The sequence below is a fragment of the Steroidobacter flavus genome (assembly GCF_042651805.1).
GTDB classification, from domain to species: Bacteria; Pseudomonadota; Gammaproteobacteria; order Steroidobacterales; family Steroidobacteraceae; genus Steroidobacter; species Steroidobacter flavus.
This window is the reverse complement of the sequence record NZ_JBHSDU010000014.1, coordinates 75191-101699: the sequence shown is the minus strand read 5'-3', so window position 1 is coordinate 101699 and position 26509 is coordinate 75191. Positions and strand designations below refer to the sequence as shown.

The window sequence follows — 26509 nt, the reverse complement described above, 5'->3', positions numbered from 1 at the left end:
GAACGCGATGAAGCTCTTAGGAACATTGTTCAGCGCCGCTGCGTTGCTCGTCGCCGCGATGCCCGCAGAAACAAAAGGCGCTCCTCCGACCATGGCGCAGCTTGGCACCCACGAGCTTTTCATCGGCACGTGCTATCAGCCCGTGGACCGCTCGAAAGAGCAGATCATCTCCGATGTCGCTGTGATGAAGCAGGCGGGACTCAAGGTCGTTCGCATGGGCGATCTTTCCTGGGAATATTTCGAGCCCGCCGATGGCAGATTCGACTTTGCTCCATTCGATTTCGCGATGGACCGGATGGCGGCCGCCGGTATCAAGGTCATTCTCGACATCCCTGGGACACCGGCACCGCTCTGGGCTCATCAAGCCTATCCCGGCATCACGCTGATCGGCGAGAGCGGCACGCCCCTCCATCCTGCCGAACGCTACATGGACGATATCTCGGATCCTGATTTTCGCCGGCTGCAGTTGCGGCTCGCGGACCGGGTGACCAAACGATATGCGCGCCACCCGGCCGTCATTGCCGTCGGTTACAGCAACGAGATCGGCAACGGTTATCTCTCGTATTCTCCGGCGACCCGCCAGCGTTTCATCGCGTGGCTGCAGAAGCGCTATGGCAATCTCGACGCCTTGAACAAGGCATGGGCGGGGCAGCGCTGGTCCCGTACGGTCAGCGACTGGCAACAGGTTCAGTTGCCCTATGCAAGCGGGCCCGGCCCGAGCGAGCGTTATCTCGATCTGCGTCGCTTCTGGTCCTCGGTGACGATTGATCTGCTGCGCGACCTCGACGCTGTCAGACGAGCGAACATGCCCGACAAGCCCTCGCTCTCCAACCTTTACGACGCCGCCTCCCGGCGCGGCTTCGACTATCTCTCGACCCAGAGCGACTACCAGAACTATGGCGCGTTTGGATATTACTCGAGCGATCCGGTCGACGGTGCGTTCCTGGCCATGATGATGAAGGGCCAGTTACCGACGCCGATCTGGTTCAACGAATTCCAGACCGGCTTCTTCGGCGACTACGGCACCCGAGGCAAATCGCGAATGATTGTCTATTTGGGGCTGGCCTATGGCGGCCAGGGATTTCTGGCCTGGACATTCAATTCGCATCTCGGGGCGGAGGAGCAGATCTATTTCGGGCTGCTCGATCACGACGGCACGCCGTCGTGGAAGCTGGCTGAGCTCAGCCGCGTCGCATCGGAATTCGAGACACTCGAATCTTTGGGCTTTCCTCGCCCGGTGCAGCCGAAGATTGCGCTGTCTTATTCATTCGAGTCCAAGGTCCTGGCGGACCGCAAGGAGTTGAAGCTCTACTATCGAACGCCCTACATGGAACACAAGCTCAACGCATTCGGCCCGATCTACGACGACAATATCGATGCGGCGGTCGTCAACCTCGGCGCATCGGATCTCTCACGTTACAAGTTGCTCGTGATCGCTGGCGAATATTTGATGGACCCACCCTCGGTCGAGGCAGTTCGTAATTTCGTGAAGCAGGGCGGTACGGCGATCATGACGGCTTATTCGGCCAAGGCGGATGCAACCGGGCAATGGTATGGCACTGCGCTGCCCGGCGGCCTCAGCGATGTGTTCGGCCTCAGAACCGGCGAATTCTACAAACGCAGTGAACTCCTGACCGGCACGATCGCGGGCAGCACCTTCAGCACGACCATCAACAACTATGAGGTGCTCGAACCTTCGACTGCTCGGGTCCTGGGCCGTTTCACCAACCTCGACGGCCCGCCTGTGGCTACCGTCAACAGCTACGGCAAGGGACAGGCGATCTATGTCGCGGTGACGGCGCAGCCGAGCGTCATGAAGCCCTTGTACAGAAGCCTTTACGAGCAACTTGGCATCGTCCGAGGGCCGGACACTCCCAAGGGCGTCGTCGCGCGCGAGGTCGAGGGTCGTACGCTTTATATCAACACGAGTGCGGAGCCAGCCGCGGTCCAAATCGCGGGTCATCGCAAAGGGCGAACGTCCGGCAAGATGTGGGACGGCGTGTTGCGTCTGGAAGGCTACGGCGTCGACCTGCTCGAGTGACGTCTTCGGAGAATCTATGAAACGCCTCGCATCGGCCGCTGTCATCGCGGCCTTGTTATCGACCTGCGCATTTGCGCGTCCCGCCCCAGCGTTGGCGAAAGCCAGCACCGCTGCTTCCTCGCTGCAGAGAACTTCACATCTTTACGCCACCAAAGAGGGTCAGCAGCTGTTCCTCGACCTTATCGTCGACAGCTCGGTGAAGGTGACGGGCAAGCGCCCTGCGATCGTCTTCTCCTTCGGTGGAGGTTGGGAAGGAGGGGCGCGGAACGATCAAGGCCTCGAAGGCGCAATCGAATCGTTCACGTCGATGGGCTATGCCGTGGCCGCCATCGATTACCGGCTTGGCATCAAGATCGCGAAGCAGCGGAAGGAGCTCACGCCGGAAAACGGGACGCAGATGTATCTGCGCGCCATCGAATGGGGCGTCGAGGACATCTTTGACGCGACCTCGCTCGTCCTGAAGCGCGCTGACGAGTGGAACATCGACAAAGATCAGATCGTCCTCATGGGCGGCAGTTCGGGCGCTACTGACTCGCTGGTCGCGGAATACAATGTCGCTAACGAAACCGAACTGGCCCGGAATCATTTACCCACGGGTTTCCGCTACGCGGGGGTCATCTCGATGGCTGGCGCCTTCTGGCTGAAGGCGAATACGCCGCTGCTGTTCAAGAACAAGCCGGCGCCAATCATGTTCTTCCATGGCGCGAAGGATCAGCTGGTCACCTACGATGAGGTCCAGGGACCGTTCTCCGGCTATGGCCCGGTCTACTACTTCCGCAGGTTCGCCGGCCCCGATTATCCCAAGTGGTTCGTGGACTATCCGCAAGGCGACCACATCATCGCAGCCTTTCCGTCGATCGACTCAATGTATGAAATGAAGGCCTTCCTTCAGAAACTGGTCAAGGAACGCCAGCAACTTTCCATTCATACGGTCGAAGAAGGCAAGGTGCCGAAAACGTTCCAAAACGCCGCCCAGCTTTTACCCAAGCCGGCGAAATAGGCTTCACGCGGTCGGCCGCTGCCTAAGTGGCGAGATAGTTTCCAACGCCGATGACCACGGTTGCTCCAATCAGTGTGCCGATGCCGAGCTTGACGTGGTTTCGAGTTCGTCCGCTCGAGCCGCTCCATTCCCGCAGAGCAAATCCCCACAGCGTCGAAAAGAGAATGATCGATGCCATGTGGAGCGTCCAACTGGAGAATCCGTAGCGTCCCATCTGACTCTCGCCCATGGTGTAGAAGAAGAACTGGAAGTACCACAGCGAGCCGCCGAGAGCGGCGAGCAAGTAGTTTCGAACCAAGCCGGATTTCGCTCCGGTGTGCTCCGGTGCCACTCTGCCAAAAAATTCTCCGGCTGATCGATTACGCGCAATCAGAACCAGGCACCAGACAAAATTGGTTGTGAACCCGCCCGCCAGCACGACGCATAGCACCGGCAGGCCCTGACTGAGCGGATCCGTGCCAGCGGCCAACGAGAGATCGCGAATGGGCTGTCCGGCATCGAGCCCCCACGCGAAGCAGCCCGACATGACGCCGGAGAACACGGCGATCGCGAGGCCTTTCTTGACATTGAACTCGGCGACGCCAGCGCCGGAGATGGCCGTGGGCGTCTCCTGTTCTTTTGCCTGACCCGCTTTGGCGACGATCACGATGCCGACTAACGTGACCAGAATTCCAGCAAAGGTAATCTGGCCGCTGGTGACTGCCGCGAGCTCGAACAATGTGCCGTGGAAAATCGGCGGTCCGAGCGTTCCGATGACGGTCGTAAGGCCCAACGCCACGGCCATGCCCAGTGACAAGCCGAGATAGCGCATGGTGAGGCCGAAGGTCAGACCGCCGAAGCCCCACATTGCACCCCAGAACCAGCACCAGAACAGAGTTTTCCCCGGCGCTGCGCCCAGCACGCCGAACAAATCATTGGTGCGCAGGGAAGCAAATATCCACGGGGCGACGATCCAGGAGAAGATGCCGCCGGTAAGCCAGAAGATTTCCCATGACCAGCCGCGGATCCGCTTGTACGGTACATAGAAACTCGCGGCCGCGAGTCCACCCAACCAGTGAAAGAATACTCCGAGCAAAGGATTCACTAAGTCTTCTCCGCGAGTGCTGTCGAAGCTTGGAAGAGAATGCTGCGATCGATGGCGGGAATATTGGTGACGCCCGTCAGGGCCATAGCCACCTGCATTTCAGCCTGGATCAGTTTTAAAACATGAGCGACGCCGGCTTGGCCGTTGGCAGCGAGCGCGTATACCCACGCGCGCCCGAGCAAGACGCCTCTCGCGCCGAGCGCGAGCAATCGTATGACGTCGAGTCCGGATCGAATGCCGCTATCGGCCAGCACGGTCATGCGGTGGCCGACCTTGTCTGCAATGTACGGTAGCGCTGTGGCCGTGGAGGGCACACCGTCGAGCTGCCGACCGCCATGATTCGAGACTACGATTCCATCGGCGCCCAGGTCGGCGGCGGCGACGGCATCCTCGCTCTCGAGGATGCCTTTAATGATGAGCGGGCCCTGCCACTCGGAACGTATGAGCTCGAGATCCCGCCAGTGCACGGTTGGGTCGAAGTTGTTTCGCATCCACGCGAAGAAATCTTCCAGTCCCGTGTTCTTGCCCAGCACGGGCGCAACGTTTCCTAGACTGTGTGGTCGACCGCGGATGCCGACATCCCAAGCCCAGCTCGGCCGCAGCATCGCTTGCCATGTGCGTTTCAAGCTGCCGCGTACACCGGGCGCGCCCGCGAGCCCGGATCGATAATCTTGATACCGGGATCCCGGCACGGGCATGTCGACCGTAAAGACCAGTGCGGAACACTTCGCCTCGCGCGCCTGTTGAAGCAGATCTCGCATGAAGGCTCGATCGCGGATCTCATAGAGCTGAAACCAGAGCGGCTGGGAAGTCGCCGTTGCAACCTCGAAAAGAAATTTTGGTAACCGGCGGCGGGCGATCTCGCGGTAGTCCAGCGCGGAGGCGGCCTTCATGCCGCACTCCGTTGCGCGTGATCGAGCCATGCGTGGGCATATTCCGAAAAGTCTACGGCCAACGGCTCAACTGGCACGAGTGCCGAAGAAGGCTTGAGCGTAGGCTCGATGAGGCGCATGGCGCCGAATGGCACATCATCATGCGCATTCGAGACGAACACTTGCTGTTGTGGACGAAGCGCGGCCAAGGCGCGTATGAAAACCACTGCCTCGGCGAAGCGCCCCTCGATGATCAAGCGTTCGCGCGAGCCGATCAGATCCAGTGAGGCGTTAGCCAGCAGCGCCAGATGCAGGCCGGCGATGGCGCGCTGGTCCGCTGGATCGCCCGGCTTTCTTCGCCAGCCGCCAGTGGCACGCGGAAAAGGTCCGCAACCGCTTGCAAACGAAGGCAGTGCGAATGTCCCGCTGTTGAGCAGCTCTGGAATCCGATCGATCAGACGTTGCGGGTCGTAGTTCGTGGTGAGTGCATGGCTGTTCAGTTGTGCCATCACTTCCGCTTCGCGGCCGCCCATGAAACGGGAGGAGGGGACCGGGCGGCCGTCCACGTCCACATTGATGAGGCAATCGCGCGTCTCATCGAGAGCGGCCAAGTCGGGTTCGGTGTTGGCAGCCGGTACGCGCATGGCCACGAACCACGTGCCGGTCGAGAGCACGGTGGTGTCCCGGTCCTGCCCATCTGCATGGGCGCGTGCCGCGAGTAACGCAGCGTTGCTGTCGTGTAGGCCGCAATAAACAACACAATCCTGTGGAATCCCGGTGCGCTTCGACCACTCCGGCGTGATCACGCCTAGCGGCGCGCCAGCACGATTCAGCGGCGCGAAGCGCTGATCCCAGCCCCTGCGTTGAGCGAGTCCACTGAATTCATGTTTGTGGGGATTCCACAGATCGGTGTGGCAACCCAGGCTGGAGACCTCGCTCGCCATGATGCCAGTCAAGCGCCAAGCCCAGTACTGCGGCCAAGGCAGGATCTGAAGATCTTCAGGCCAGGCGCCGGCGGTCCGTTCGAGATCGTATAGCTGCGTGCCGAGGTTCAATCCTTGAGGCAGCGCAGGGGATCCCGTTTCGCTGAACGGATCGCGCTCCGATAAATAGCTTGCCCGTACGGAAGCATCAACTTCGTGCTCGTAGTCCATCGGTGCCGAAAACAATCGATTCTCATAGATGAGGGCGGCCGCGGCACCGTGGCCAACGGGGATGATGGCGCCGATGCTCGCCTGTCGGGCGAAGTCAGCCAGGGTTTCGGCGAGCCAATGTTCAATGCCCTCGGCATCCAGCGAGCGGTATCCGGGGACGGCGGCATCGCGATTACGTCGGACCCGTCGTGCCAAAGGCTGACCCTGGCGGGTCCATAAAGTCAGCTTCGCATTGGTTTTACCGACGTCGAAGACCAGGATGCAGCGCGCGTTCAAACAGCCCCCTCGTGACTACAAACAATCAATACTGATTGTAAATGATCGATTAGTCGTTATGCTATGCCTCCATCGATCAACGACGGGTAAGAACATGAGCACGACGCGGTCCCCTCAGGGCTCCACGGTGAACGCATTGCCTTTTCAGGTTCCAAGCAGCCGCTGGTCGGATGAGCGCGCACAGGGGCTCAAGGCAGCTGAACTCCTTCTTTATCGATCGAATCTTCTCGGCTCCGATCTCACCGTCACGAACTTCGGGGGCGGCAACACGTCCGCCAAACTGCAGGAGCAGGACCCGTTGAGCGGCGAATCGGCGACGGTCCTATGGGTCAAGGGATCGGGGGGCGACATCGGCTCGATGAAGCTGGATGGCTTCTCCACGCTCTATCTCGACAAGCTGTTGCGCTTGGAGAAGTTATATCGCGGCGTCGAGCACGAAGACGAGATGGTCGGCTTCCTGCCCCACTGCACATTCAATCTGAATCCTCGCGCAGCCTCGATCGATACTCCGTTGCATGCTTATCTGCCATTCGCGCACATCGATCACGTCCATCCGGACGCCATCATTGCGTTGGCCGCATCGTCGGGCGGTGAGGCGGCGACACGAGAGATCTGGGGCGGGGCGATCGGATGGCTGCCGTGGAAGCGGCCGGGCTTCGATTTGGGGTTGCGATTGCGCGATTACGTCGCCAACAACCCGGGACTGCGCGGCGTCATGCTCGCGGGCCACGGCATCATTTGCTGGGGCGATAGTTCCAAAGCGTGTTATGAAAATACCATCGATCTGATCGCCGGCGCCGCGAAATATCTCAACCAGCGCCTGGTGAAACATCCCGCGTTTGGCGGTGTCAAGGTGAGCGCGCAACCTGCGGATGACCGCGCCAGGATTGCCGCTCAACTCATGCCTCGCCTGCGGGGGCTGATGAGCGCAAAGCAATTCAAGGTGGGCCACTTCAGCGATGACGCGGAGGCGCTCGAATTCGTGGGCTCCGCCAAGTTCGAAGAGCTTGCGCGCGTGGGCACGTCGTGTCCCGACCACTTTCTCAGGACGAAAATCGCTCCGCTGACATTGGATCCGGCTCGGCTGGACGATGCCGAATATCTCGCGAAGGCGGTGAGCGCCTATCGCGATCAGTACGCTGCGTACTATCAGCGCTGCGCGGGCCCAAAAGATCCGCCGATGCGCGATGCAAATCCTGTCGTAGTCCTCGTACCAGGTGTTGGCAGGATCACCTTTGCCGCGGACAAGACCACTGCCCGACTGGCAGGAGAGTTCTACGGAAACGCAATCAATGTGATGCGAGGAGCTGAGGCGATCGGGCGTTATATCGGGCTCGATGAGCAAGAGGCATTCAACATCGAATATTGGGCGTTGGAGGAGGCCAAGCTGCAGCGTATGCCGAAGCCCAAGCCGCTGGTGGGCAAGATCGCTTTGGTGACGGGGGCGGCTGGAGGCATCGGGGCGGCGAGCGCCAGACGTTTATTGGCCGATGGCGCTTGCGTGATGCTCACTGATCGCGATCTGGACGCGCTGACCCGCGTGGGCACGGCACTTTCTCAGCAGTACGGCCAGGACCTGGTGCGAACGTCGCTGTGCGATGTCACTCAGGAAGATCAGGTGCAGGCCGCCTTCGATGCGTGTGCCAGGGAATTCGGCGGCCTCGACATCCTGGTCTCGAACGCCGGATTGGCTTCGTCCGCACCGATCGAGGAGACCACGATTGCCTTGTGGCGCAAGAACTACGATGTGCTTGCCGAGGGGTACTTCCTCACTGCTCGCGCGGCATTTCCGCTGATGAAGCAGCAGCGCGGAGGCTCCATCGTCTTCATCGGATCCAAAAACGCGCTTGCGGCCACACCAAATGCATCGGCGTATGCTTCGGCAAAGGCGGCATCGATCCACCTCGCGCGGTGCCTCGCGCTGGAAGGCGCCGAGCACGGCATTCGCGTGAACGCGGTGAATCCGGATGCTGTCATTCGTGGCTCCAGGATTTGGGACGGGGAGTGGCGTAAGGAGCGCGCCGGTGCGTATGGAATCGATCCGGGCGATGAGCTGGAGGAGTTCTACCGCAAGCGTTCCATGCTCAAGCAGAACGTTCTGCCGGAAGATATCGCGGAGGCGGTGTGGTATTTCGCTTCTTCGATCTCTTTGAAGTCGACCGGCAACATCCTCAATGTCGATGCCGGTAACGCTCAGGCGTTCACTCGCTGATCGAAAACGCGGAGATTCTGTATGAGCACGTTCTCAGCGATCGCCGCCCGTCTGGGCGAGCAGGCTATCGAACTTCCGTCGTGGGCGTTCGGCAACTCCGGGACGCGCTTCAAGGTGTTCATGCAGAAAGGCGTGCCGCGCGATCCTTTCGAGAAGATCGCGGACGCCGCGCAAGTTCACAAGTTCACGGGACTTGCGCCGACCATCGCTTTGCATATTCCCTGGGACAAGGTGGATGACTACGGGGCATTGCGCCGACATGCCGAAGAGCACGGCATTGCACTCGGCACGATCAACTCGAACACGTTTCAAGACGACGATTACAAGCTTGGCAGCGTCACGCACTCTGACGAGCGCATTCGTCAGAAGGCGATCGATCATCATTTTGCATGCATCGACATTATGCATGCGACCGGATCGCGCGATCTGAAGATCTGGTTGGCGGACGGCACGAACTATCCGGGTCAGGATGACATGCGCGCACGCCAGGATCGGCTCGCCGATTCGCTTCGAAAGATCTACGACCGGCTCGCGGGCCAGCAGCGACTCGTGCTCGAGTATAAGTTTTTCGAGCCGGCGTTCTATCACACGGATGTGCCGGATTGGGGCACTGCCTATGCGCAGGTGATGGCACTCGGTGACAGGGCGGTCGTTTGCCTGGACACCGGTCATCACGCGCCGGGAACGAATATCGAGTTCATCGTCGCGACGCTGCTGCGGCTCGGCAAGCTCGGCTCGTTCGATTTCAATTCCCGGTTCTATGCCGATGACGATCTGATCGTCGGCGCGGCCGATCCGTTTCAACTGTTCCGGATTCTCTTCGAAGTGATACGCGGCGGGGGCTACGGCAGGCAGTCGCAAGTCGCATTCATGCTCGATCAATGTCACAACATCGAGGACAAGATTCCAGGGCAGATCCGCTCGGTGCTCAACGTCCAGGAAATGACGGCTCGCGCATTACTGGTCGATCGCGTCGCCCTCGAAGCGGCTCAGCGCGAGGGCAATGTCTTGCGCGCGAATGAGATCTTCATGGACGCGTTCTACACCGACGTTCGTCGGGATCTTTCCGAGTGGCGCGAATCTCGTGGGCTGCCGGCCAAGCCCTTGGCGGCTTACGCGGCAAGCGGGTATGCAGAGCGAATCGTGCGGGATCGGGCTATCGGGAAGCAGGCGGGGTGGGGAGCGTGATGCCGGAATATCCCGTGCTCTGAGTACAAAGTCGAGTGCCCTGCGACCAAAGCGAAGCAATTCCCACCGAAGTACGCTGCATTCAGGTGGGGGGGAATATATCGCTCCTGGGAGCAACTCCCCGAGATACGACTACAGACTCAGCCGAATGCTGGGCAAAAAAAGGGCGCCCCATGCGCCTTCAGGGGAATGCAGATGAAGAAGAGCTCCTCGCGTGCTTCGCACGCATTGGTGGTACCGGGCTGCAGCCAATCTCTGCTCTGCCGTACTACAGCTGCCCTGGCACTGCTCGCGCAGTTCTCATCGCTGGCGATGGCGCAAGACGCAGCGACGCCGCCGGCAGAGCAGGTGGACCTCGAAGAGATCATCGTTACCGGCACTCAGCTGCGCGGCATCGCGCCTGTGGGCACAAATGTTGTATCGATGTCGGAGCAGGAAATCATCGCGACAGGCGCACCCAGCGCCAACGAGATTTTGACGAAGGTTCCGCAAGTCAGCAGCGCCTTCCTCAACACGCCGACAACGGCATTGGATGCAGGCCTCGCACTCATCCGCCCGAACATTCGTAATCTCGGTGCCTCAGGCACTTCGACGACTTTGGTGATCATCGACGGCCATCGTGTAGTGGGCGCCGGAGCGCTGCAATCCACGCCGGATCCCGACGTGATTCCGCCAGGCGTCCTGGAACGGATCGACATCGTTCCAGACGGCGGTTCTTCGATCTATGGATCGGACGCTATTGGCGGCGTTATCAACTACATTTCGAAACGGAGGTTCGACGGGCTCGAAGTCAGTGGCCGGACCGGCTTCGCGGATGACTACCAGCCCGCTGATGTAAATGTCACGGCGGGCAAGGATTGGGGCAGCGGCTCAGGTTATGTGTCGTACGCCTGGGCGCACAATGACTCGATCCTTGGCAAGGACCGGGATTACTTGCGCCAGGTCACTCCAAATTCGGGCTACTGCGGGGCCGGAACGATCCTTGCGAACGGTACGACATACGCGAACACAGGTCCCAATACGGGCAGCTTGACACCGGGCACGATGACGAGTTGCGACACTACCGATGAGGTCAGTCTTTGGCCAGAGCAGACGCGACACAATGTTTTCGGAAGCCTGAATCAGGAAATCACGAGCTCCGTTACGCTGGACGTCCGTGGCTATTACGCTCGGCGAGAGCTGACACTGCTACCAGGTTTGGATGCTCGTGACCTGGCAATCACTGCGGCGAATCCATTCTTCGACCCGATCGCGGGTGAGACATCACAGACCGTTCGCACCAACTTCCTCGGGGCGATCGACCAGCAGGCGACAAATACCCTGACATCGTATGGAATCACACCCACAGTCACGGTGGCTCTGGGCGAGAATTGGCAGCTACGCGCATTGGCGAATTTCGGTCGCAGCGAAACCGAGGTCAGCAGCGCCACCGTGAATGTTCCGGTCGCGCAGACCACTCTTAATCCCTATGACCTTCGCAGCAATTCTGAGGCGGCGCTTGCGGCAGCTTCACTGCACAACCTCGTTGTCGGCAAACAAAGGTTGTCGAACTACCGCGCGATCCTGGACGGGTCGGTCTTCCAGCTTCCGGGTGGCAACGTACGGCTCGCGATCGGCGCTGAATATATGAAGGAGAACCACGATTCGCACAACGGCGTGACGGCGTTTGGCGCGGAGGGCACCACGCCCACCGTCCGCTTGGATCGTGACATCGAATCAGTGTTCGCCGAAATCGCCGTGCCGATCGTTGGCGCTGGCAATGCGATCTCAGGAGTTCACTCACTGACCTTCTCGGCCTCCGGGCGGTACGATGATTATTCGGACGTGGGCGGCACGTTTAATCCGAAGCTCGGTGTCACTTACGAACCGCTCGACTGGATCAAGGTGCGCGGCAATTGGGGTAAATCCTTTAATGCGCCCAGCCTGGTGGACAAGACGGGGGTTGAAGCTGGGGGCGGTATTTTCTCCTTTGCCTTGCCTTACGGACAAACCGCGCCCTGGGCGATCGCAATCGCAGGCAACAGCGGCGCGGATATGGAGCCGCAGACCGCAACCACCTGGTCGCTGGGTGCTGACTTCCAGCCTCCGGTCGTTCCTGGCCTCACGCTGAGCGCGACCTATTACAACATCGACCTCGAGAAAGTCATCGGACTGCTCGCGGGTCAACCGTATTCTCCGGAGCTCGAGCCATTCTTCAGGGACAATGTTCCTTGCGCGCAAGCCACCGCTGAATTGGGATCCGTCGCTCCCTTCCCGCCGCTGGTTCCGGTATCGCTGACCTGCCTGTTCTCGCCAACGACCGCGATTTTTGATTATCGAGTTCAGAATCTGGGCGAGATCAAGACTGACGGTATCGACTTCAATGTCAGCTATGACCGCTCCGTCGGCTTCGGCCTCATCTACGCTGGATTGGGGGGAACCTACACGCTCAATCGCGACAGAGCACTCGTTCCCGGGGCTTCTTTCGTGGAGTACCTCGATAACCCTGGTACGAGCCGCCTGTCACTGATCCTCACGGCTGGCGCTCAGGTCGGCAATCTGAACGCCTCGGCCTCACTCAACCACCGCGGCGGCTACGACATCGATCCTGTGGTGGCGGCGGATCCCAACAATCCGTTCCCCGAGGAACAGAATCACGTGGACTCATTCACCACGGTCGACTTGTTCTTCAACTATAAGCTGCCGGAAGCGTGGGTTCACCAGGATCTCAATCTGTCGCTGAACGTCACGAATCTGTTCAATGAAGATCCACCGTTTTACAGCGGCGGGTGCTTTAGCCCGGCCAGTTGCGGGTTCACGAATGGATCGACGCTCGGTCGTCTCATTCAGCTCGGCCTGCGGATTAAACTTTGATGATCGGTGGTAGCAAGACCCTGCGTGGCTCATCCGTTCGAGCCTTGCAGCTCATCCTTGGTGTCACAACGTTGGTAGCCGCTCAGTTGCTCGGTGCGATGTCGCCGGCTGCGGCCGCGCCCGCGTGCGAGAGCATGGGCAACGGAACGCACATCGGTAACGCGACCGTCGTTCTGGCCCAAGCCATTCCTGCTGGCGACTACAACGCTTCAGAGGGTCTCAAGCTCACCGGCCTGCCTGCGTTCTGCCGTGTATTCGCGGTGGCGAGTCCGCATCCGTCGTCGCGAATTCTGATTGAAGTCTGGATGCCGGCAGCGGAGCAATGGAATGGCAAGCTTTTGGGCACCGGCAACGGCGGCGCTGCGGGCAAGATCTCACCCGCATCGCTTGCAGGCGGGCTTCGCCGCGGCTTTGCCACAGTCACGACGGATATGGGCAGTTATCCGGCAGGTCAGCCGGGCATCGGATTCAATTTCGGTGATGGCCGTCCCGAGGCGATCCGTGATTGGGCATTCCGCGCGACGCACGAGATGACCTTGCTTGCGAAGGACGTTGTTTTGCGATTCTACGGAAGGAAGCCCAGCAAGGCTTATTTCGTTGGCTGCTCGACCGGCGGGCATCAGGCGCTGACGGAGGCGCAGAAATTTCCTGAAGACTATGACGGCATCATCGCCGGCGCGCCTGCTCACAATCGCACGCACCTTCACAGCCGATTCGCGGCACTCCGCAAGCTCGGTAATGAGAAAGGCGCTGCGATCCCGCCGGCGCTGATGAGCACCTGGCAGCAAACAATCGTGAAGGCCTGCGCGGGCCGTGACGGTGGCGCGCCGGGCGACAATTTTCTCACCAATCCTCTGCAATGCACGGTGTCGCCGCGTCAGCTGGCGTGCAAGCCGGGTGCAGCGGCGGACTCGTGTCTGACTGATACTCAGGTGCGCGCGATCGAGACGATCTATAGCGGAACGCGCAATCCGCGCACTGGCGAGATGATTTATTTCGGCGACGTCCGCGGCGCCGAACGCGAGATCATGGCCGTGTACGGCGAAACGCCACTGTCGGACAATTTCAATATCAATCACTGGACGCTGCCGCCGGAGCGTACTGCGGAGAGCTTTGACTTCGATCGTGACATGGCTGCGATGGATGATGCGCTCGCCGTAGAAGTGAATGCGATGGATCCCGATCTCTCGCGCTTCGCGGCGCGCGGCGGCAAGCTCATCATCTATCACGGGTGGGCCGATGGATTAATCACTGCAACGGACTCCTTGGACTATTACCAGCGAATGCGTGCGGATGGCCGTGACAAATCTAACTTCGCGCGCCTGTTCATGGTCCCTGGCCTCGGGCACTGCGCCGGCGGTCCAGGCATCGGCTTTTTCGGTCAGGGGCCCGAGCTTCCGCAAGGCACGGATGCAACACCCGACAACGATCTGCTGCTCGCGCTTGATCGCTGGAGCGAGAAGGGTGAAGCGCCCGATGTAATGATAGGCGAGGGGACGGCATCGCCGAAGGCCGTGAAGTGGGGAGCGATAAAAGAAGCGTTCGGCGGCACGCGACCGATCTGTGCGTTCCCAAAGGTTGCGCGCTACCAAGGCAAGGGCGATCCGAACGCCGCCACGAGCTTCGCTTGCGTCAACGCGCCCATCCCCAAGTACGAACGGCCAGCATCAATTTACCTGCGATAGCCAGGAGACAACAGCGAGCAAATCATCCACATTCAATTGGAAGCTTCAGTCGCCCGAAGCTGCGGGTATGACGGACGCCGGCATCGCGGCTGCCCGGGCGGCCATCCAGGAAAATATCGATGCCAAGGTCATCTCGGGGGGCCGCTACGCCGACAGCAGCTGCTTCAGCTCGAAACTCTCGTCGGCGGCCTGTTCAGGAGTCAGCGCAACCTTGCTTGCAATCAGCCGCCGTGCGAGCAGGTGCAGAGCGGGGCGGTTGATCGTTTCTACGCAAGCCAGCCGGCCAGCGCGCAAATGTAAGACGGCACAAGTTGCGCCGTTCGGCTGGCCACGCATTACCCTCTGGTCGGTCGCGAGCGCGAGACCGGCAATCTGCAATTTCAGGTGTGCCTGATCGCTCCAGAACCAGGGCACCGCGCGATAGGGTTGCGGCGTTCCTACGATATCGGCGGCTACACAGCGTGCCTGATCGGAGGCGTTCTGAATCGACTCCAGGCGGATGAGAGAGCCGTTCGCATGATCGCTGCGATAGGCCGCGACGTCGCCGATGGCACTGATGTGCGGGTCCGAGGTGCGCAGGTGCTGGTCCACGACGATACCGTTGTCCACCATCAGGCCACTAGCCCCAGCGAGTTCCGTGTTAGGCGTCACGCCTACGCCGACCAGCACGAGCGAAGCTGCGAAAGTTTCGCCACCGCGCGTCTGCACTCCGACTACACGTCCGTTCGCACCGAGAATACCAGCGATGTCCGTGTTGAACCGCAATTGCACGCCGAGCTTCTGGTACTCATCGACGCAGACGCTCGATATGCCGCTCGAAACGGCGCGGGCCATCGGCCGGCTGGCGAGCTCGAGTACGGTGACGCGCATGCCAAGTCGGGTCGCGCAAGCCACAAACTCCAGCCCGATGAAGCCGGCGCCGATGACGATCGCGTCTTTGCCTGGCTGCAGTTGTTCGCGCAGCACGTCTGCATCGGCGAGCGTGCGCAAGTAGTAGACGCCATCCAGATCGATGCCGGGGATTGCGAGCGCGCGATTTCGGGCGCCGGTGGCCAGGATCAAGCGTTCGTAAGTAACGATGCTGCTGTCGTCGAGGATGATTTCACGTCGAAGCCGATCGATTGCCGTTGCGCGTCTGCCGGACAGCAGTTCGATGTTTCTATCCGCATAGAACGTTGCAGGGCGTAATGCGAGCCGCGCGGCGGGAGTGTGTCCGAGCAGATATCCCTTGGAGAGGGGCGGACGCTCGTAGGGCGGATGTGGCTCCGCGTCGATCATCACGATGCGTCCACTGTATTGCTGTTCCCGCAGCGACGCTGCGGCTTGCAAACCGGCGTGACCCGCTCCGACGATGACTACGCCGGCTTGCATGATGTTGAGCTCCGCTCCGTCGCTGGCCAGGGATAGCGACGGTCTGCCGGACCGGCTTTCGCAACCTGACCGGCGACGTCATGACCTACTAAAGCCGGCATGGCTTGCGCCCGTTGCAGCAGTGCCGCCAGATCGATGCCGGTCGTGAATCCCATTGCGTGCACCATGTGGACAACGTCTTCGGTGCATACGTTGCCGCTGGCCCCCGGTGCAAAGGGACAACCGCCGAGCCCGGCAAGCGATGTATCGAAGCGATCGACGCCGGCGGCGATGCCCGCGAGCACGTTCGCGAGCCCCATGCCACGGGTGTCGTGGAAGTGCAGTGTCAATCGGAGCGAAGGCCACTGCTGTCGCACGCTCTGACTCATCGACAGCACTTGCGCAGGGTTTGCAACGCCGGTGGTGTCGCAAAGGGTGACGCGTTCCATGCCGAGCGCAGCGATGCGATCGAGCAGAGAGAAAACGTCCGCCGCCGCGATCCGGCCTTCGAAGGGGCAGCCGAATGCGGTGGAGATAGAAACATTGAGCGGCACTTGATCGCGGACCAGAGCGGCGATCTTCGCGAACTCGGACAATGAATCCTCAGGCGTCATCCGCAGATTCGCCTGACTGTGGGTACGGCTGGCCGACATCACCAGGTTCAGTTCGTCCAGGTCGCAGGCCAGCGCACGCTCGGCGCCGCGGCTGTTCGGCACCAGGGCGGCGTATTCGACACCGGGGACTCGATCGATACCGGTCAGCACGGCTTCCGCATCCGCCATCGAGGGCACGGCACGAGGCGAAACAAACGACGTTGTTTCTATTTTTGCCAGGCCGGCGCGCGACAGCGCGTTGATCAGCTCGATTTTCTCGCGCGTGGCGATCGGTCGCGGCTCGATCTGCAGCCCGTCTCGAGGTGCTACATCCTGGATGTGAATGTGTCTGGGCGACAAGTCGAGCACGGCACTCTCAGTCGGGTTTGGTTGTGAGGACGGGCGGCGGGGCACCCAGAATCTCTTCCGAATGCGCGCCGAGCCGAGGCCCGAGCCAACGTGTCCGGCCCGGAGTTGCGGAAAGCTTGGGAACGATGCCGGGAATCGTCAGGCGCAGCCCATCGGGTAACCGAGCCGATTCGAGCATGCCGCGGGCCTGCAGCTGCGGATCGTTGACGATGTCGGCGGCCGAATGAATCTTGCTTGCCGGCACGGCAGCGAGCTCCAGTCGTCGCACGACTTCGTCGATGGGCAACCGGGACGTCCAGGCATTGATGGCCGCGTCGAGCTCATCGGCGTGCGCGACGCGGCCGTCGTTTCGCTGCAAGCCAGGATCCTTGGCCAGATCCTCCCGGTCGATGGCAATCATCAGTCGCTGGAACAGAGAATCGGCGTTCGCTGCGATCACCACGTGTCGCCCGTCGGCGCATTCGTAGGTATTGGAAGGCGCGATGCCGGGCAGGCTCGCGCCGCTGCGTTCGCGGATGAAGCCCTGGGTGGAATATTCCGGGACCAGGGATTCCATGACGGCGAACACGGCTTCATTGAGCGCCATGTCTACGACCTGCCCCGCGCCGCCGTTCTTGACGTGATGGAGCGCGACCATCGTACCGATCGTGCCGTACAGCGCTGCGAGCGTGTCGCCAAGACTCACGCCCGTACGCACTGGCGGACGATCGGCGAAACCGGTGACGTAACGCAGGCCGCCCACAGCCTCGGCAATCGCGGCGAAGCCGGGCAGGTCGCGCTTCGGGCCGTCCTGGCCATAGCCCGAGACACGCAGCATCACCAGCTTCGGATTGATTTGCGACAACTCAGCCCAGCCAAGACCCCAGCGTTCCAGAGTGCCGGGGCGAAAGTTCTCGATGACGACGTCCGCGCGCTCGACCAACTTTTTCAACGCCGCCTGGCCGTCGGTGCTGGCGAGATCCAGCGCCACGGATTTCTTGTTCCGGCTCTGCACGTACCACCACAGCGACGTGTCACCGTGCAGCTTGCGCCACGTGCGCAACGGATCGCCGCCCGGCGGTTCGACCTTGATCACCTCCGCGCCGAACTGCGCGAACAACGAGCCCGCATAGGGCCCGGCGATCAGCGAACCGAGTTCGATGACGGTAATGCCACTGAGCGGCAATGCGCTCGAATCGTCCACGCTCATTCCTGTTACTCCTGATGGTGTCAGCCTATCCGGTGAGTATTGTGTGCCACAGTCCCCGGGACGGGGGACGCGGAGTTCAGCGCCGCGCGAAGGTCCCGTGCCGGAGGGACAGCGTGCTCGATCACGAATGTGATATCCATTCATGCGGCGTCGTACAGGCGCCGGAATTTCTAGTGACGGTCGACGCCATCGAGGGGGCTCAATGAAATATCGAACGCTGGGGCAGGGGTTGCAGGTGTCGGCGCTGGGGCTGGGCTGTTCTCCGCTGTCCGGCACGCCTCTCGGGGACTATGGCTACGTCGAGGATGACGTGGCGCTGGCGATCATGCATCGGGCGATGGATATGGGCGTCACGATGTTCGACAGCGCCGAGTGTTATGGCCCGTGGCGTAGCGAAGAGCAGATAGGTCGCGCGCTCAAAGGGCGCAAGCGCGAGCAGATGGTGATCGCGACCAAGTACGGCTTCACCTTCGCGAAGGACGGGAGTTCGGTGACCGGGCAGGATGGCAGCGCGGCGAATGCCCGGCGCGTCTGCGAAGAGGCGCTCCGACGGCTCGGTACCGATTACATCGATCTCTATTATCTGCATCGGGTCGACGCGAATGTGCCCATCGAGGAGTCCGTGGGTGCGATGGCCGAGCTGGTTCGAGAAGGCAAGGTTCGCTACCTCGGCCTGTCGGAGCCGGGGATGGATACGCTGCGTCGAGCGCATGCCATCCATCCCATCGCCGCCGTGGAGTCGGAATATTCATTGTGGGAGCGGCGTGTCGAGGTGGACGTATTGCCGACGATGCGCGAGCTGGGCGTCGCGCTCGTGCCGTTCGCTCCGCTCGGGCGCGGCTTTCTCACCGGTGCCATCACCTCGACCAAGGATCTCGGCGAACGAGACCTGCGCCGTTCCGGGTTCGATCCGCGCTTCAACGAAGGCAATTTTGAAAAGAACTACCGGATGGTCGAAGCAGTGCTCGAGGTCGCGCGTGCGCACGGCACCACCGGAGCGCGCATAGCCATCGCGTGGCTGCTCTCGAAAGGAAACGACATCATTCCGATTCCTGGCGTACGCAAGCTGGTCGAGTTGGAAGACACGTTCGGCGGGGTGGATGTGCAGCTCACCGAGCTGGACATCCGCAAGCTCGAAGCGGCGGCGCCTATCGGTGGAACGGCGGGCGACCGCTATTCCAAAGCACAGTTGGATCAAGTCCGACGCTGATGCATGCCGGCGCCGTGCTCGCGTTCGGAGCGCGGCGCCGGAGTCTGGCTGGCGCCATCCGGGCGCGCGAGTTGCGATTCCAGACGTGCCACTTCGGCGCGGAGCATCTTTGCCAGCTCCTGTCGGCGTTCTGTATCTAGACGCTGTTCGATGGCGGCGACTGACAAGGCACCGATGCATTCGCCGCGCGCATCGCGCACGGCGACGGCAACACCGCAGCTGCCGGCGGTCAGGCGGCCCGGATTGAATGCGAAACCCTGCTGGCGCGCGAGCTCACGGTCGCGTCGAAGGACGTCGGGCGAGTAACCTGGATAACGAGTCGCGATCTCGGCGGCGTTCGCGTCGATGGCCGCCTCAGCTTCTTCATCTGACAAAGCGGCCAGAATGGCCATGCCGCCCGCGCCGATGCCGAGCGGCAACCGGTCGCCGACTTTCAGTGCGTGCGTCCGAATCGGAAACGCGCCTTCCTCCCGGTGCAGACACACCGACTGCCAGTCTCTTCGCACTGTTAGAAAACTCGTATCCCCAGAGATCGCGGAAAGCCGATACAGTGCCGGCAGCGCCGTACGATGGATGCCATAACGCTCGGCTGCGAGCATACCGAGTACGAATGTTTCCGGGCCGAGGTGATAGCTCGTCGAATCTTCTTCACGGTGAATCAGTCCCTCGCGTTCCAAGGCCGAGAGGAGCCGATGCGCAGTCGGCTTGGACAGCTTCGCTCGCCGCGCTAAATCGCTGAGGCGTGCGCCGTGTGCGGCGTTCGCTGCCACCAGTCGCAGTAGCAGGATTGCCCGACCCAGACTTTGCGAGCGGCCACCCCGAGGCTTCCCCGCCACGATGCTCCTCGTGTGTGTTCCACATTAGGAAACAAATTCACGGAACCCATGAAACCCATCGCCGCGTGCTTTACACCGCGGCGAACTCAGCATATGGTCGGTACCGTAGACCTGTCAAAGCAGGCACGAAGTAAAGTGTTTCATATTGTGAGACATCCGGCGGAGCTCCACAGGGCCGCGCGGGCAAGGGGGTGAGGAATGGCTGCGAATCCGTATTCGCTCGAGCATGCCGCCGCGCCAGTCGCGGCGGGAGACCTGTCGCAGCTCATCAGCTCTATCGGTGAGCCTACATTCGAATCTCGCCTGATGGATTATCTGCATCACCTCTGTGGTGCCGAACACTGCTCCATCTTCCAACTCGGCTCCGCCGAGGAGCCGGTACAGTTCACGGCCGTCAGCCTCGACGGTACCGACACAGCACGCCGTCAGGCGAGCATCTACATTGGACGCGAATGGTGGCGCCGTGACCCGGCATTTCGCGAAGCTCAGCGTGGACTGGACGCCCCGCGGCCAAGTTTAGTGCGTCTCGACGTGCGCACGCTGGAAGACCTCGAGCTGCGCGACATCCTATACGGCCGCACTCACATTCGTGATCGCTTGCTGGTCTGTGGTGCGTCGGCCGGTATGGCCTTCGGCGTCAGCATCCTGCGCTCCGACCGACGCGGTCCGTTCGCTGCGGGTCAGATTGAGGAGCTGGACGTCGTCTCCGGCACGCTGCTGTCGCTGATCGCGAAGAACGCTGGCGTGCGCTGGCAGAAGTCCAGCCTGGCAAGTGCACTGACGTCACTGGCCGAGATCGAAGCCTGCTTACTCAAGGCGCCACAGCAGTTTCCCCGGCGCGAAGCGGAGGTGTGCGCACGCATTCTGTACGGCATGACCTCGCTAGGCATCGCGCTCGATCTGGGTATCGGCGAGGAGACAGTGATGACGTACCGTAAACGCGCGTACCAGCGGCTGCAGCTCGGCAGTCATCGCGAGTTGCTGTTGTGGTATCTCGCACTATGGAGCTCTCTGCCGGCTCAAGCGGCGCGGACGGCGGCAGTAAGAGTGGAGCGGCACGACGCCTGATGGCCGTCGAGGCCGCTGTCCCTTGGGATGGGGACGGAAGTGTCCAGTGGTGGCGGCTAAGGTTGCGCCATGCTCAACATCCCCACATCGCCGACTCCGCGTGCCGACAGCGAGCTGCAATTCGATTGGGTGCATGTCACGCACGGTGGCACGCCGGCCTTCGTAGAGACCTACGGGTTCTCAGGCAGCCAGAACGTAGTCAACCTGGAGGGCGTGCTGATCCGCCCTCGCAATCGTCCGTCCCGCACGTTGCATGTCTTCATGCATCCGTCATCCACTCTGCAGCTATTGCCCGTGCCGCGGGCCTTCGCGAAGCGCGGCGCTCACGTACTGTGCGCGGGTAGCCGATACGCACGTAACGATACTGCTGGCGTTCTGGAGAACGTGCTGGTCGATCTCGGGGCTTACATCCATTACGCACGCGAAGTTTTGGGTTACGACAAGATCGTGCTGGCCGGATGGAGCGGCGGGGGCGCGCTGGCGATGTGCTATCAGGCCGAGGCCGAGCGGCCAAGTATCGAGCGCACGCCGGCAGGAGATGCAATCGATCTGCGTTCCGCGCGTCTGATTCCAGCCGATGCGGTGATTTTCCAAGCCGCGCACGTCTCGCGTGCGCAGCTCTTGCTCGACTCTATCGATCCGTCGGTGCTCGATGAGAACGACCCCGACCGGCGTAACTCCGAGCTGGATATCTACGATCCGAAGAATCCCAATCAACCGCCGTATTCGGCGGATTTCATCCGTGCGTATCGCGCTGCTCAGCTGCATCGCATGCGAGCAATCACTGCGCGCGTGAAGCAGACGCTTGCGGATCTACGGAGCCGTGGCACCGGCGAAGTCGAGCGTGGCTTGATCACTCATCGAACGATGGCCGATCCGCGCTATCTCGACAGCACTCTGGATCCGAACGATCGTCGTCCCAAGTGGTGCTACCTCGGTGTACCCGAGACCGTGAACAACGGGCCAGTGGGTCTGGCGCGCTTCACGACACTTCGGTCGTGGCTATCGCAATGGTCCATCGAGGACAGTCGCGGAGACGCGTGTGCGTGCGCCAAGCGCGTGAGTGTGCCGTTGCTGGTGATGGAGAACTCGGCGGACGACGCCGTGCCGCAGCCGCATTCGCGCATGCTGTTCGACGCGGCAACGACACAGGACAAGACGTTCACCGTGATTCGAGGGGCGAACCACTACTACGCCGGGCAGCCGGACCAGCTCGAACAGGCCATGCGGCAGATATTCGACTGGTCGGGCGCGCGTGGCTTCGATGTCGGCAGCTGATCGCAATTGAGAGGACGGCAAGCGTGGATGTAATTGTCACCGAGCAGGTGCTGGGCGAGGAGAGCGAGGCCGACCTCGTTGAATGGCTGGTTGCCGACGGCGCGAGCGTGCAGGCCGGGCAACCGATCGCGGAGTTGGAAACCGCCAAGGTGCGAGTGCAGATCGAATCGCCCGCCGCGGGAACGGTGAGCATCCTCGTCGGACCCAGCTCCGTGGTCGAGCTGAATGCCGTCATCGCACGTGTCGCCTGACAGGAGAGCGTCCGAATGAATTTACGCGAACACGGTCGGGCGGCGCTGCGAATGATGCTGCTGATCCGCGAATTCGAGCAGCGTCTGAAGGGGTTCGCCGAGGAGAAATTGATCCGTGGCTCCACGCATCCGTCGGTAGGCATGGAGGCAGTGGCAGTTGGCGTATCGATGGCGCTGGGCCCGGACGATTGCATCGCCAGCAACCACCGCGGCCACGCGCATTGTCTGGCGCGTGGCGCCGATCCAGGGCGCACGCTCGCGGAGATCTTCGGGCGCGCCGACGGCTATTGCAAAGGCAAGGGCGGCTCGATGCATATCGGCGTGCAGGAGCTGGGTATTCTCGGTACCAACGGCATCGTCGGCGCGGGCATCGGGCTTGCGACGGGCGCGGCGCTTGCCGCGTCGGTGAGTAAGAGGAACGAAGTCGCGGTCGCGTATTTTGGCGACGGCGGATCCAACCAGGGCGTGCTGGCCGAGAGCATGAATCTCGCGGCGATCTGGAAACTGCCGGTGATCTTTGTCTGCGAGAACAACCACTACGCACAGTCTTCAGCCATCGAGCGCATGTTCGCGCAGCCGCAAATCAGCCGGCGTGGTCCCGCTTACGGCGTGCCTGCTGTCGACGTAGACGGTATGGATGTGGCTGCGGTTTACGACGCCGCGGTCGCGGCCGTGACGCGCGCGAGAAGCCAGGGTGGTCCGACGCTCATCGTCGCTGATACCTATCGGTTTCTCGGTCACATGGCCGATGACACGCAGATGTATCGCGCGCTCATCGAGGTCGACGAGTGGCGAGCCAAATGTCCCATCGATCGGCTGGCGAACACACTCGTCGCTGCGGGGCTGCTCACGAAGCACGAGCGAGATGAGATGAGCACCGAAATAAAACGTGAGGTCGATGATGCCGAGTGCATGGCGCGGCAGTCGCCGGCGCCGACGGCGCAGTGGGCGTTCACTGATGTCGATACCTGGCAAGCGGCGGAAGGAGTGATTGCGTGAGCGTAGTAGCTGCTGCGGCTGTTGATGTATCCCAGGCTGCCGCTGGCAGCCGTCCGGTGCCGATGTGGCGTGCCCTGAATGCAGCGCTGCGCGATGCGATGAGCGCCGATCCAAGCGTCTTCGTCATGGGCGAAGATCTGACGCGCTGGGGGACAGGCGGAGGCATCTACGGAGTCACGAAGGGCTTGCTCGAACAATTCGGTGCCGCGCGGGTGCGCGATACTCCGATCAGCGAGGAAGCTATCGTTGCGGCCTCCGTTGGCGCAGCTGCGCGTGGCGTGCGGCCGATTGTCGAGATCATGTATTCGGATTTCATGTTGCTCGCGATGGATGCCATCGTGAATCAGGCCGCCAAGGCGCGGTACATGTTCGGCGGCCAGTTCCAGATCCCTTTGGTGATTCGTACCAACGGCGGCTCCGGTATCGGCAAGGCCGCGCAGCACTCGCAATCGCTCGAGACGTTGTTCGCGCACATCCCGGGGTTGGAAGTAGTGGTGCCCGGCACGCCGGCGGATGCTTATGGGTTGATGCTGTCGGCCATCGCGAGTCCCAACCCCACGATCTTCTTGGAGCACAAAGCGCTCTACAACGAGCGCGGTATGGTGACTGCGGAGCCGATTCCGCTCGGCCGTGCGTCGGTGGTGCGTGGAGGTAAAGATGTCACAGTGGTCGCGACTCAGCTGATGCGCAAGCGAGTGCTTGAAGCGGCAGAGATCCTCGCCGCCGAACAGATCGAGATCGAAGTCGTCGATCCGCGCACGCTCTATCCGTTGGATATGGAAACAATCGTCGCTTCGGTCACACGCACCGGGCGCGTGCTGATCGCTCATGAAGCGCCGCTGCTGTATGGATTCGGTGCAGAGCTGGCCGCACAGCTTGCGTCACGGCTGTGGCGTTCATTGAAGGCACCGCCTCAACGACTGGGCGGCGCACGCACGCCGATTCCCTATGCGGAGGATCTGGAGAAGCGCGTGATACCCGACGTTGCGGCGGTGGTCTCCGCCGTCCGCGCACTGGTGAAGTCGTGATGAACAATAGCGACACGTCGGCAGTCACGGCGATTCCCATGAGCCGATTACGTCGAACGATCGCGGAACGGTTGACGCTGAGCGCGACCACGGTGCCGCAGTTCACTGTCACCGTCGTCGCAGATGTCACGCAGCTCCTGCAATTGCGAGCTGAAGCGAAAGAGCGCGCCGACGGTGCCTACAGCATCACGGACTTCGTGCTCGCGGCTGTTGCCCGCTCGCTGCTCGAGTTTCCAATGTTGAATGCATACACCGATGGGCGGGCGATCTGGCCCCGCGCCGAAGTAAATATCGGTGTGGCGGTGGACGTCGATGGCGGTTTGCTAGTGCCGGTGATCAGGCAGGCCGAGCGGTTGTCATTGCGTGAGCTGAGTGCCGAAGTGCGCAGGCTCGCGGAAGCCGCGCGGGCGCGCACACTTTCAGCGGCGGACATGACGGGCGGCACCTTCACTGTGTCCAATCTCGGCATGTTCGGTGTCGATGAGTTTTGCGCGATCGTCAATCCCGGCGAGTCCGCGATTCTGGCGGTGGCCGCGGTCGTGCCGACGGCGGTACCGCTCGGCAACGGTTTCGTTGCCCGGCGACTCATGAAAATGACACTGACCGCTGACCACAGGTTGATCGACGGCGCGTTGGCCGCGCGTTTCCTTGGCGTGTTGCGTGGCCGACTGGAGGATGCCGATGCGTGGCGTTCGGAAGCCGAGAGTTGAGCGGGTGCCGCTGGCCCGCTGCTCACAGCACTTCGTAGATCTCATAGACGGCAGCATCGCGTTCCCGCCGACCGGTGCCGACGATCATGATGTCGTTGAGCCAGCCGAGCGTCGTGGTCGGCGCCTCGAACGACCCGACGATACGGTAGTAGTCCTCGCCCGGCGCAATGAGTTCGCCGCGATGAATGCGCGCCACGACTTCGGGCGAACCACCGCGTCGTCCGGTGTAGGTGAAATAGATTGTTTCACCGTCGCGGGTCTGCAGCATCAAACGCACGTCGAGTGCGAGTACGCCATCCGGCCGGATCATCAGTGCATCGGCGCCACCGCTCAATACGATGCCGCTCAAACGCTCGCCCGTAAACTCGCCGCCGCTGACGCGCATGATCCGACGCTGGTAGCCCATTGCCGTCGGGCTAACGAGCACGGGCGGGTCGGTGACTCGGGCGGTCAGCGTGAACAGGTGGCGCAGAGAGATGTCGTTCATGGCGAATTCCGTGAAGCAGGCCCGGGATCGATGATGCCGCAACAACCGGCCCGGCAGCGGTCCCATCGCACGGGGACAGCTGTCACGGCCCAAGGTCGTTACGGTAGCACCTGAAAACAGCGAACGGCTCAGACGAGAGGGGGCTTGGGTATGTCGGCAACGAAGGAACAATCAGTAGCACGCGTGGCGCGGTCCGCCAATCCGGGGCTGACGCCACTGATGCTCAATCACGCGGCTTGGGTGACGCACGACGTCGAAGCGACCGCTGAGTTCTATACGCGCGTAATGGGGATGGAGCTCGCGAGCACCGTGTACGACGACCGCGTGCCGTCCACCGGCGACCCGTTTCCATACTTCCATATTTTCTTCCGTATGGCCGACGGCTCGACCATCGCCTTCTTCGAGGCGCCGGGACTGCCACAACGTCCCGCCGTGACTCATCCGGCCTATGACATCTTCGATCACTTCGCGATGCAGGCGAAGGATCGCGCCGAAGTGGATCGCTGGCACGCCTGGCTGGTGAGCAACGACGTCGAGGTGGTCGGTCCCACCGATCACAAGGGGCTCATCTACAGCATCTATTTCTACGATCCCAACGGCATTCGCCTGGAGATCACCACGCCGCTGGATAAGGACTGGAACTTCCACACTGCGCAGGGCCAGGCCGACCTGAAGGCCTGGTGCGACACGAAGAAAGCGGCACAGCGCGGCGGTCTGGATGTGACCGCCGAGCTGGTCGCGTTCATCCGCAAGCAGCGGCAACGTTACAAGTAACA

General features: G+C 61.6%; 22 protein-coding genes. 14 read left to right on the top strand and 8 right to left on the bottom strand.

Annotated elements, in window-relative coordinates; all coding sequences use genetic code 11:
* The first annotated feature begins 7 nt into the window (after positions 1-7).
* On the top strand, positions 8-2041 hold the full coding sequence (locus ACFPN2_RS23270; RefSeq protein ID WP_380601066.1) for a beta-galactosidase: 2034 nt from the start codon (positions 8-10) through the stop codon (positions 2039-2041).
* 91 nt (positions 2042-2132) lie between these two features.
* Entirely contained in the window at positions 2133-3041 is a 909-nt protein-coding gene (locus ACFPN2_RS23265; RefSeq protein ID WP_380601064.1) for an alpha/beta hydrolase, read from the top strand.
* A gap of 22 nt (positions 3042-3063) precedes the next feature.
* Here the strand turns inward: ACFPN2_RS23265 and rhaT are convergent, their stop codons facing one another.
* The 3 genes from rhaT to ACFPN2_RS23250 are packed head-to-tail and all read right to left on the bottom strand — an operon-like array spanning position 3064 to position 6427.
* Positions 3064-4125: an L-rhamnose/proton symporter RhaT gene (rhaT, locus tag ACFPN2_RS23260; protein WP_380601062.1), complete on the bottom strand. Its 1062-nt coding sequence runs from the start codon at positions 4123-4125 to the stop codon at positions 3064-3066.
* On the bottom strand, positions 4125-5018 hold the full coding sequence (locus tag ACFPN2_RS23255; RefSeq protein ID WP_380601060.1) for an L-lactate dehydrogenase: 894 nt from the start codon (positions 5016-5018) through the stop codon (positions 4125-4127). The genes rhaT and ACFPN2_RS23255 overlap by 1 nt, the downstream gene beginning before the upstream one ends.
* Positions 5015-6427: an FGGY-family carbohydrate kinase gene (locus tag ACFPN2_RS23250; protein WP_380601058.1), complete on the bottom strand. Its 1413-nt coding sequence runs from the start codon at positions 6425-6427 to the stop codon at positions 5015-5017. The genes ACFPN2_RS23255 and ACFPN2_RS23250 overlap by 4 nt, the downstream gene beginning before the upstream one ends.
* Before the next feature lie 94 nt (positions 6428-6521).
* On the opposite strand from ACFPN2_RS23250, the gene ACFPN2_RS23245 reads away from it, so the two are divergent.
* The 4 genes from ACFPN2_RS23245 (at position 6522) to ACFPN2_RS23230 (ending at position 14365) form a co-directional block, all read left to right on the top strand.
* Positions 6522-8639 (top strand): bifunctional rhamnulose-1-phosphate aldolase/short-chain dehydrogenase, encoded by a 2118-nt coding sequence (locus ACFPN2_RS23245; protein ID WP_380601056.1) that lies wholly within the window; start codon positions 6522-6524, stop codon positions 8637-8639.
* A 21-nt stretch (positions 8640-8660) separates the two neighbouring features.
* On the top strand, positions 8661-9827 hold the full coding sequence (gene rhaI / locus ACFPN2_RS23240; protein ID WP_380601054.1) for an L-rhamnose isomerase: 1167 nt from the start codon (positions 8661-8663) through the stop codon (positions 9825-9827).
* Between the two features lie 195 nt (positions 9828-10022).
* A complete protein-coding gene (locus tag ACFPN2_RS23235) occupies positions 10023-12680 on the top strand; it encodes a TonB-dependent receptor plug domain-containing protein (protein WP_380601052.1) in 2658 nt (885 codons plus the stop codon).
* Complete coding sequence (locus ACFPN2_RS23230; RefSeq protein ID WP_380601050.1) at positions 12680-14365, top strand: tannase/feruloyl esterase family alpha/beta hydrolase; 1686 nt, start codon at positions 12680-12682, stop codon at positions 14363-14365. Before ACFPN2_RS23235 ends, ACFPN2_RS23230 begins: the two co-directional genes overlap by 1 nt.
* Before the next feature lie 144 nt (positions 14366-14509).
* Here the strand turns inward: ACFPN2_RS23230 and ACFPN2_RS23225 are convergent, their stop codons facing one another.
* Genes ACFPN2_RS23225 through ACFPN2_RS23215 form a run of 3 tightly spaced genes read right to left on the bottom strand, consistent with a single transcriptional unit; the run spans position 14510 to position 17866 of the window.
* A complete protein-coding gene (locus ACFPN2_RS23225) occupies positions 14510-15736 on the bottom strand; it encodes an NAD(P)/FAD-dependent oxidoreductase (protein ID WP_380601048.1) in 1227 nt (408 codons plus the stop codon).
* Entirely contained in the window at positions 15721-16668 is a 948-nt protein-coding gene (locus ACFPN2_RS23220; RefSeq protein ID WP_380602815.1) for a hydroxymethylglutaryl-CoA lyase, read from the bottom strand. Before ACFPN2_RS23220 ends, ACFPN2_RS23225 begins: the two co-directional genes overlap by 16 nt.
* Positions 16669-16684: 16 nt before the next feature.
* The gene (locus tag ACFPN2_RS23215; protein WP_380601046.1) at positions 16685-17866 is read right to left on the bottom strand and encodes a CaiB/BaiF CoA transferase family protein; all 1182 of its coding nucleotides are present in this window, start codon (positions 17864-17866) and stop codon (positions 16685-16687) included.
* Positions 17867-18068: 202 nt separating this feature from the next.
* Between ACFPN2_RS23215 and ACFPN2_RS23210 the strand changes: the two genes are divergently transcribed.
* Positions 18069-19076 (top strand): aldo/keto reductase, encoded by a 1008-nt coding sequence (locus tag ACFPN2_RS23210; protein ID WP_380601044.1) that lies wholly within the window; start codon positions 18069-18071, stop codon positions 19074-19076.
* Here ACFPN2_RS23210 and ACFPN2_RS23205 read toward each other — a convergent pair.
* The gene (locus ACFPN2_RS23205) at positions 19061-19912 is read right to left on the bottom strand and encodes an IclR family transcriptional regulator (RefSeq protein ID WP_380601042.1); all 852 of its coding nucleotides are present in this window, start codon (positions 19910-19912) and stop codon (positions 19061-19063) included. The two genes, ACFPN2_RS23210 and ACFPN2_RS23205, sit on opposite strands and share 16 nt — an antisense overlap.
* Before the next feature lie 198 nt (positions 19913-20110).
* Between ACFPN2_RS23205 and ACFPN2_RS23200 the strand changes: the two genes are divergently transcribed.
* From ACFPN2_RS23200 to ACFPN2_RS23175, 6 genes are all read left to right on the top strand, one after another.
* Complete coding sequence (locus ACFPN2_RS23200; RefSeq protein ID WP_380601040.1) at positions 20111-20980, top strand: helix-turn-helix transcriptional regulator; 870 nt, start codon at positions 20111-20113, stop codon at positions 20978-20980.
* A gap of 69 nt (positions 20981-21049) precedes the next feature.
* Complete coding sequence (locus tag ACFPN2_RS23195) at positions 21050-22258, top strand: alpha/beta hydrolase (protein WP_380601038.1); 1209 nt, start codon at positions 21050-21052, stop codon at positions 22256-22258.
* Positions 22259-22281: 23 nt separating this feature from the next.
* Positions 22282-22509: a biotin/lipoyl-containing protein gene (locus ACFPN2_RS23190; RefSeq protein ID WP_129780891.1), complete on the top strand. Its 228-nt coding sequence runs from the start codon at positions 22282-22284 to the stop codon at positions 22507-22509.
* A 15-nt stretch (positions 22510-22524) separates the two neighbouring features.
* Positions 22525-23508 (top strand): thiamine pyrophosphate-dependent dehydrogenase E1 component subunit alpha, encoded by a 984-nt coding sequence (locus tag ACFPN2_RS23185; RefSeq protein ID WP_380601036.1) that lies wholly within the window; start codon positions 22525-22527, stop codon positions 23506-23508.
* 62 nt (positions 23509-23570) lie between these two features.
* Positions 23571-24536 carry an alpha-ketoacid dehydrogenase subunit beta gene (locus ACFPN2_RS23180; protein WP_380602813.1) on the top strand — a complete coding sequence of 322 codons (966 nt, stop codon included), beginning with the start codon at positions 23571-23573 and terminating at the stop codon, positions 24534-24536.
* Positions 24536-25246 carry a 2-oxo acid dehydrogenase subunit E2 gene (locus ACFPN2_RS23175; protein ID WP_380601034.1) on the top strand — a complete coding sequence of 237 codons (711 nt, stop codon included), beginning with the start codon at positions 24536-24538 and terminating at the stop codon, positions 25244-25246. The genes ACFPN2_RS23180 and ACFPN2_RS23175 overlap by 1 nt, the downstream gene beginning before the upstream one ends.
* 22 nt (positions 25247-25268) lie before the next feature.
* On the opposite strand, the gene ACFPN2_RS23170 is transcribed toward ACFPN2_RS23175, so the two are convergent.
* Positions 25269-25733, bottom strand: coding sequence for a DUF3237 domain-containing protein (locus tag ACFPN2_RS23170; protein ID WP_380601032.1), 465 nt, complete (start codon positions 25731-25733; stop codon positions 25269-25271).
* A 150-nt stretch (positions 25734-25883) separates the two neighbouring features.
* Between ACFPN2_RS23170 and ACFPN2_RS23165 the strand changes: the two genes are divergently transcribed.
* Positions 25884-26507, top strand: a complete 624-nt coding sequence (locus tag ACFPN2_RS23165) for a VOC family protein (protein WP_380601030.1) — start codon at positions 25884-25886, stop codon at positions 26505-26507.
* Positions 26508-26509 lie beyond the last annotated feature (2 nt).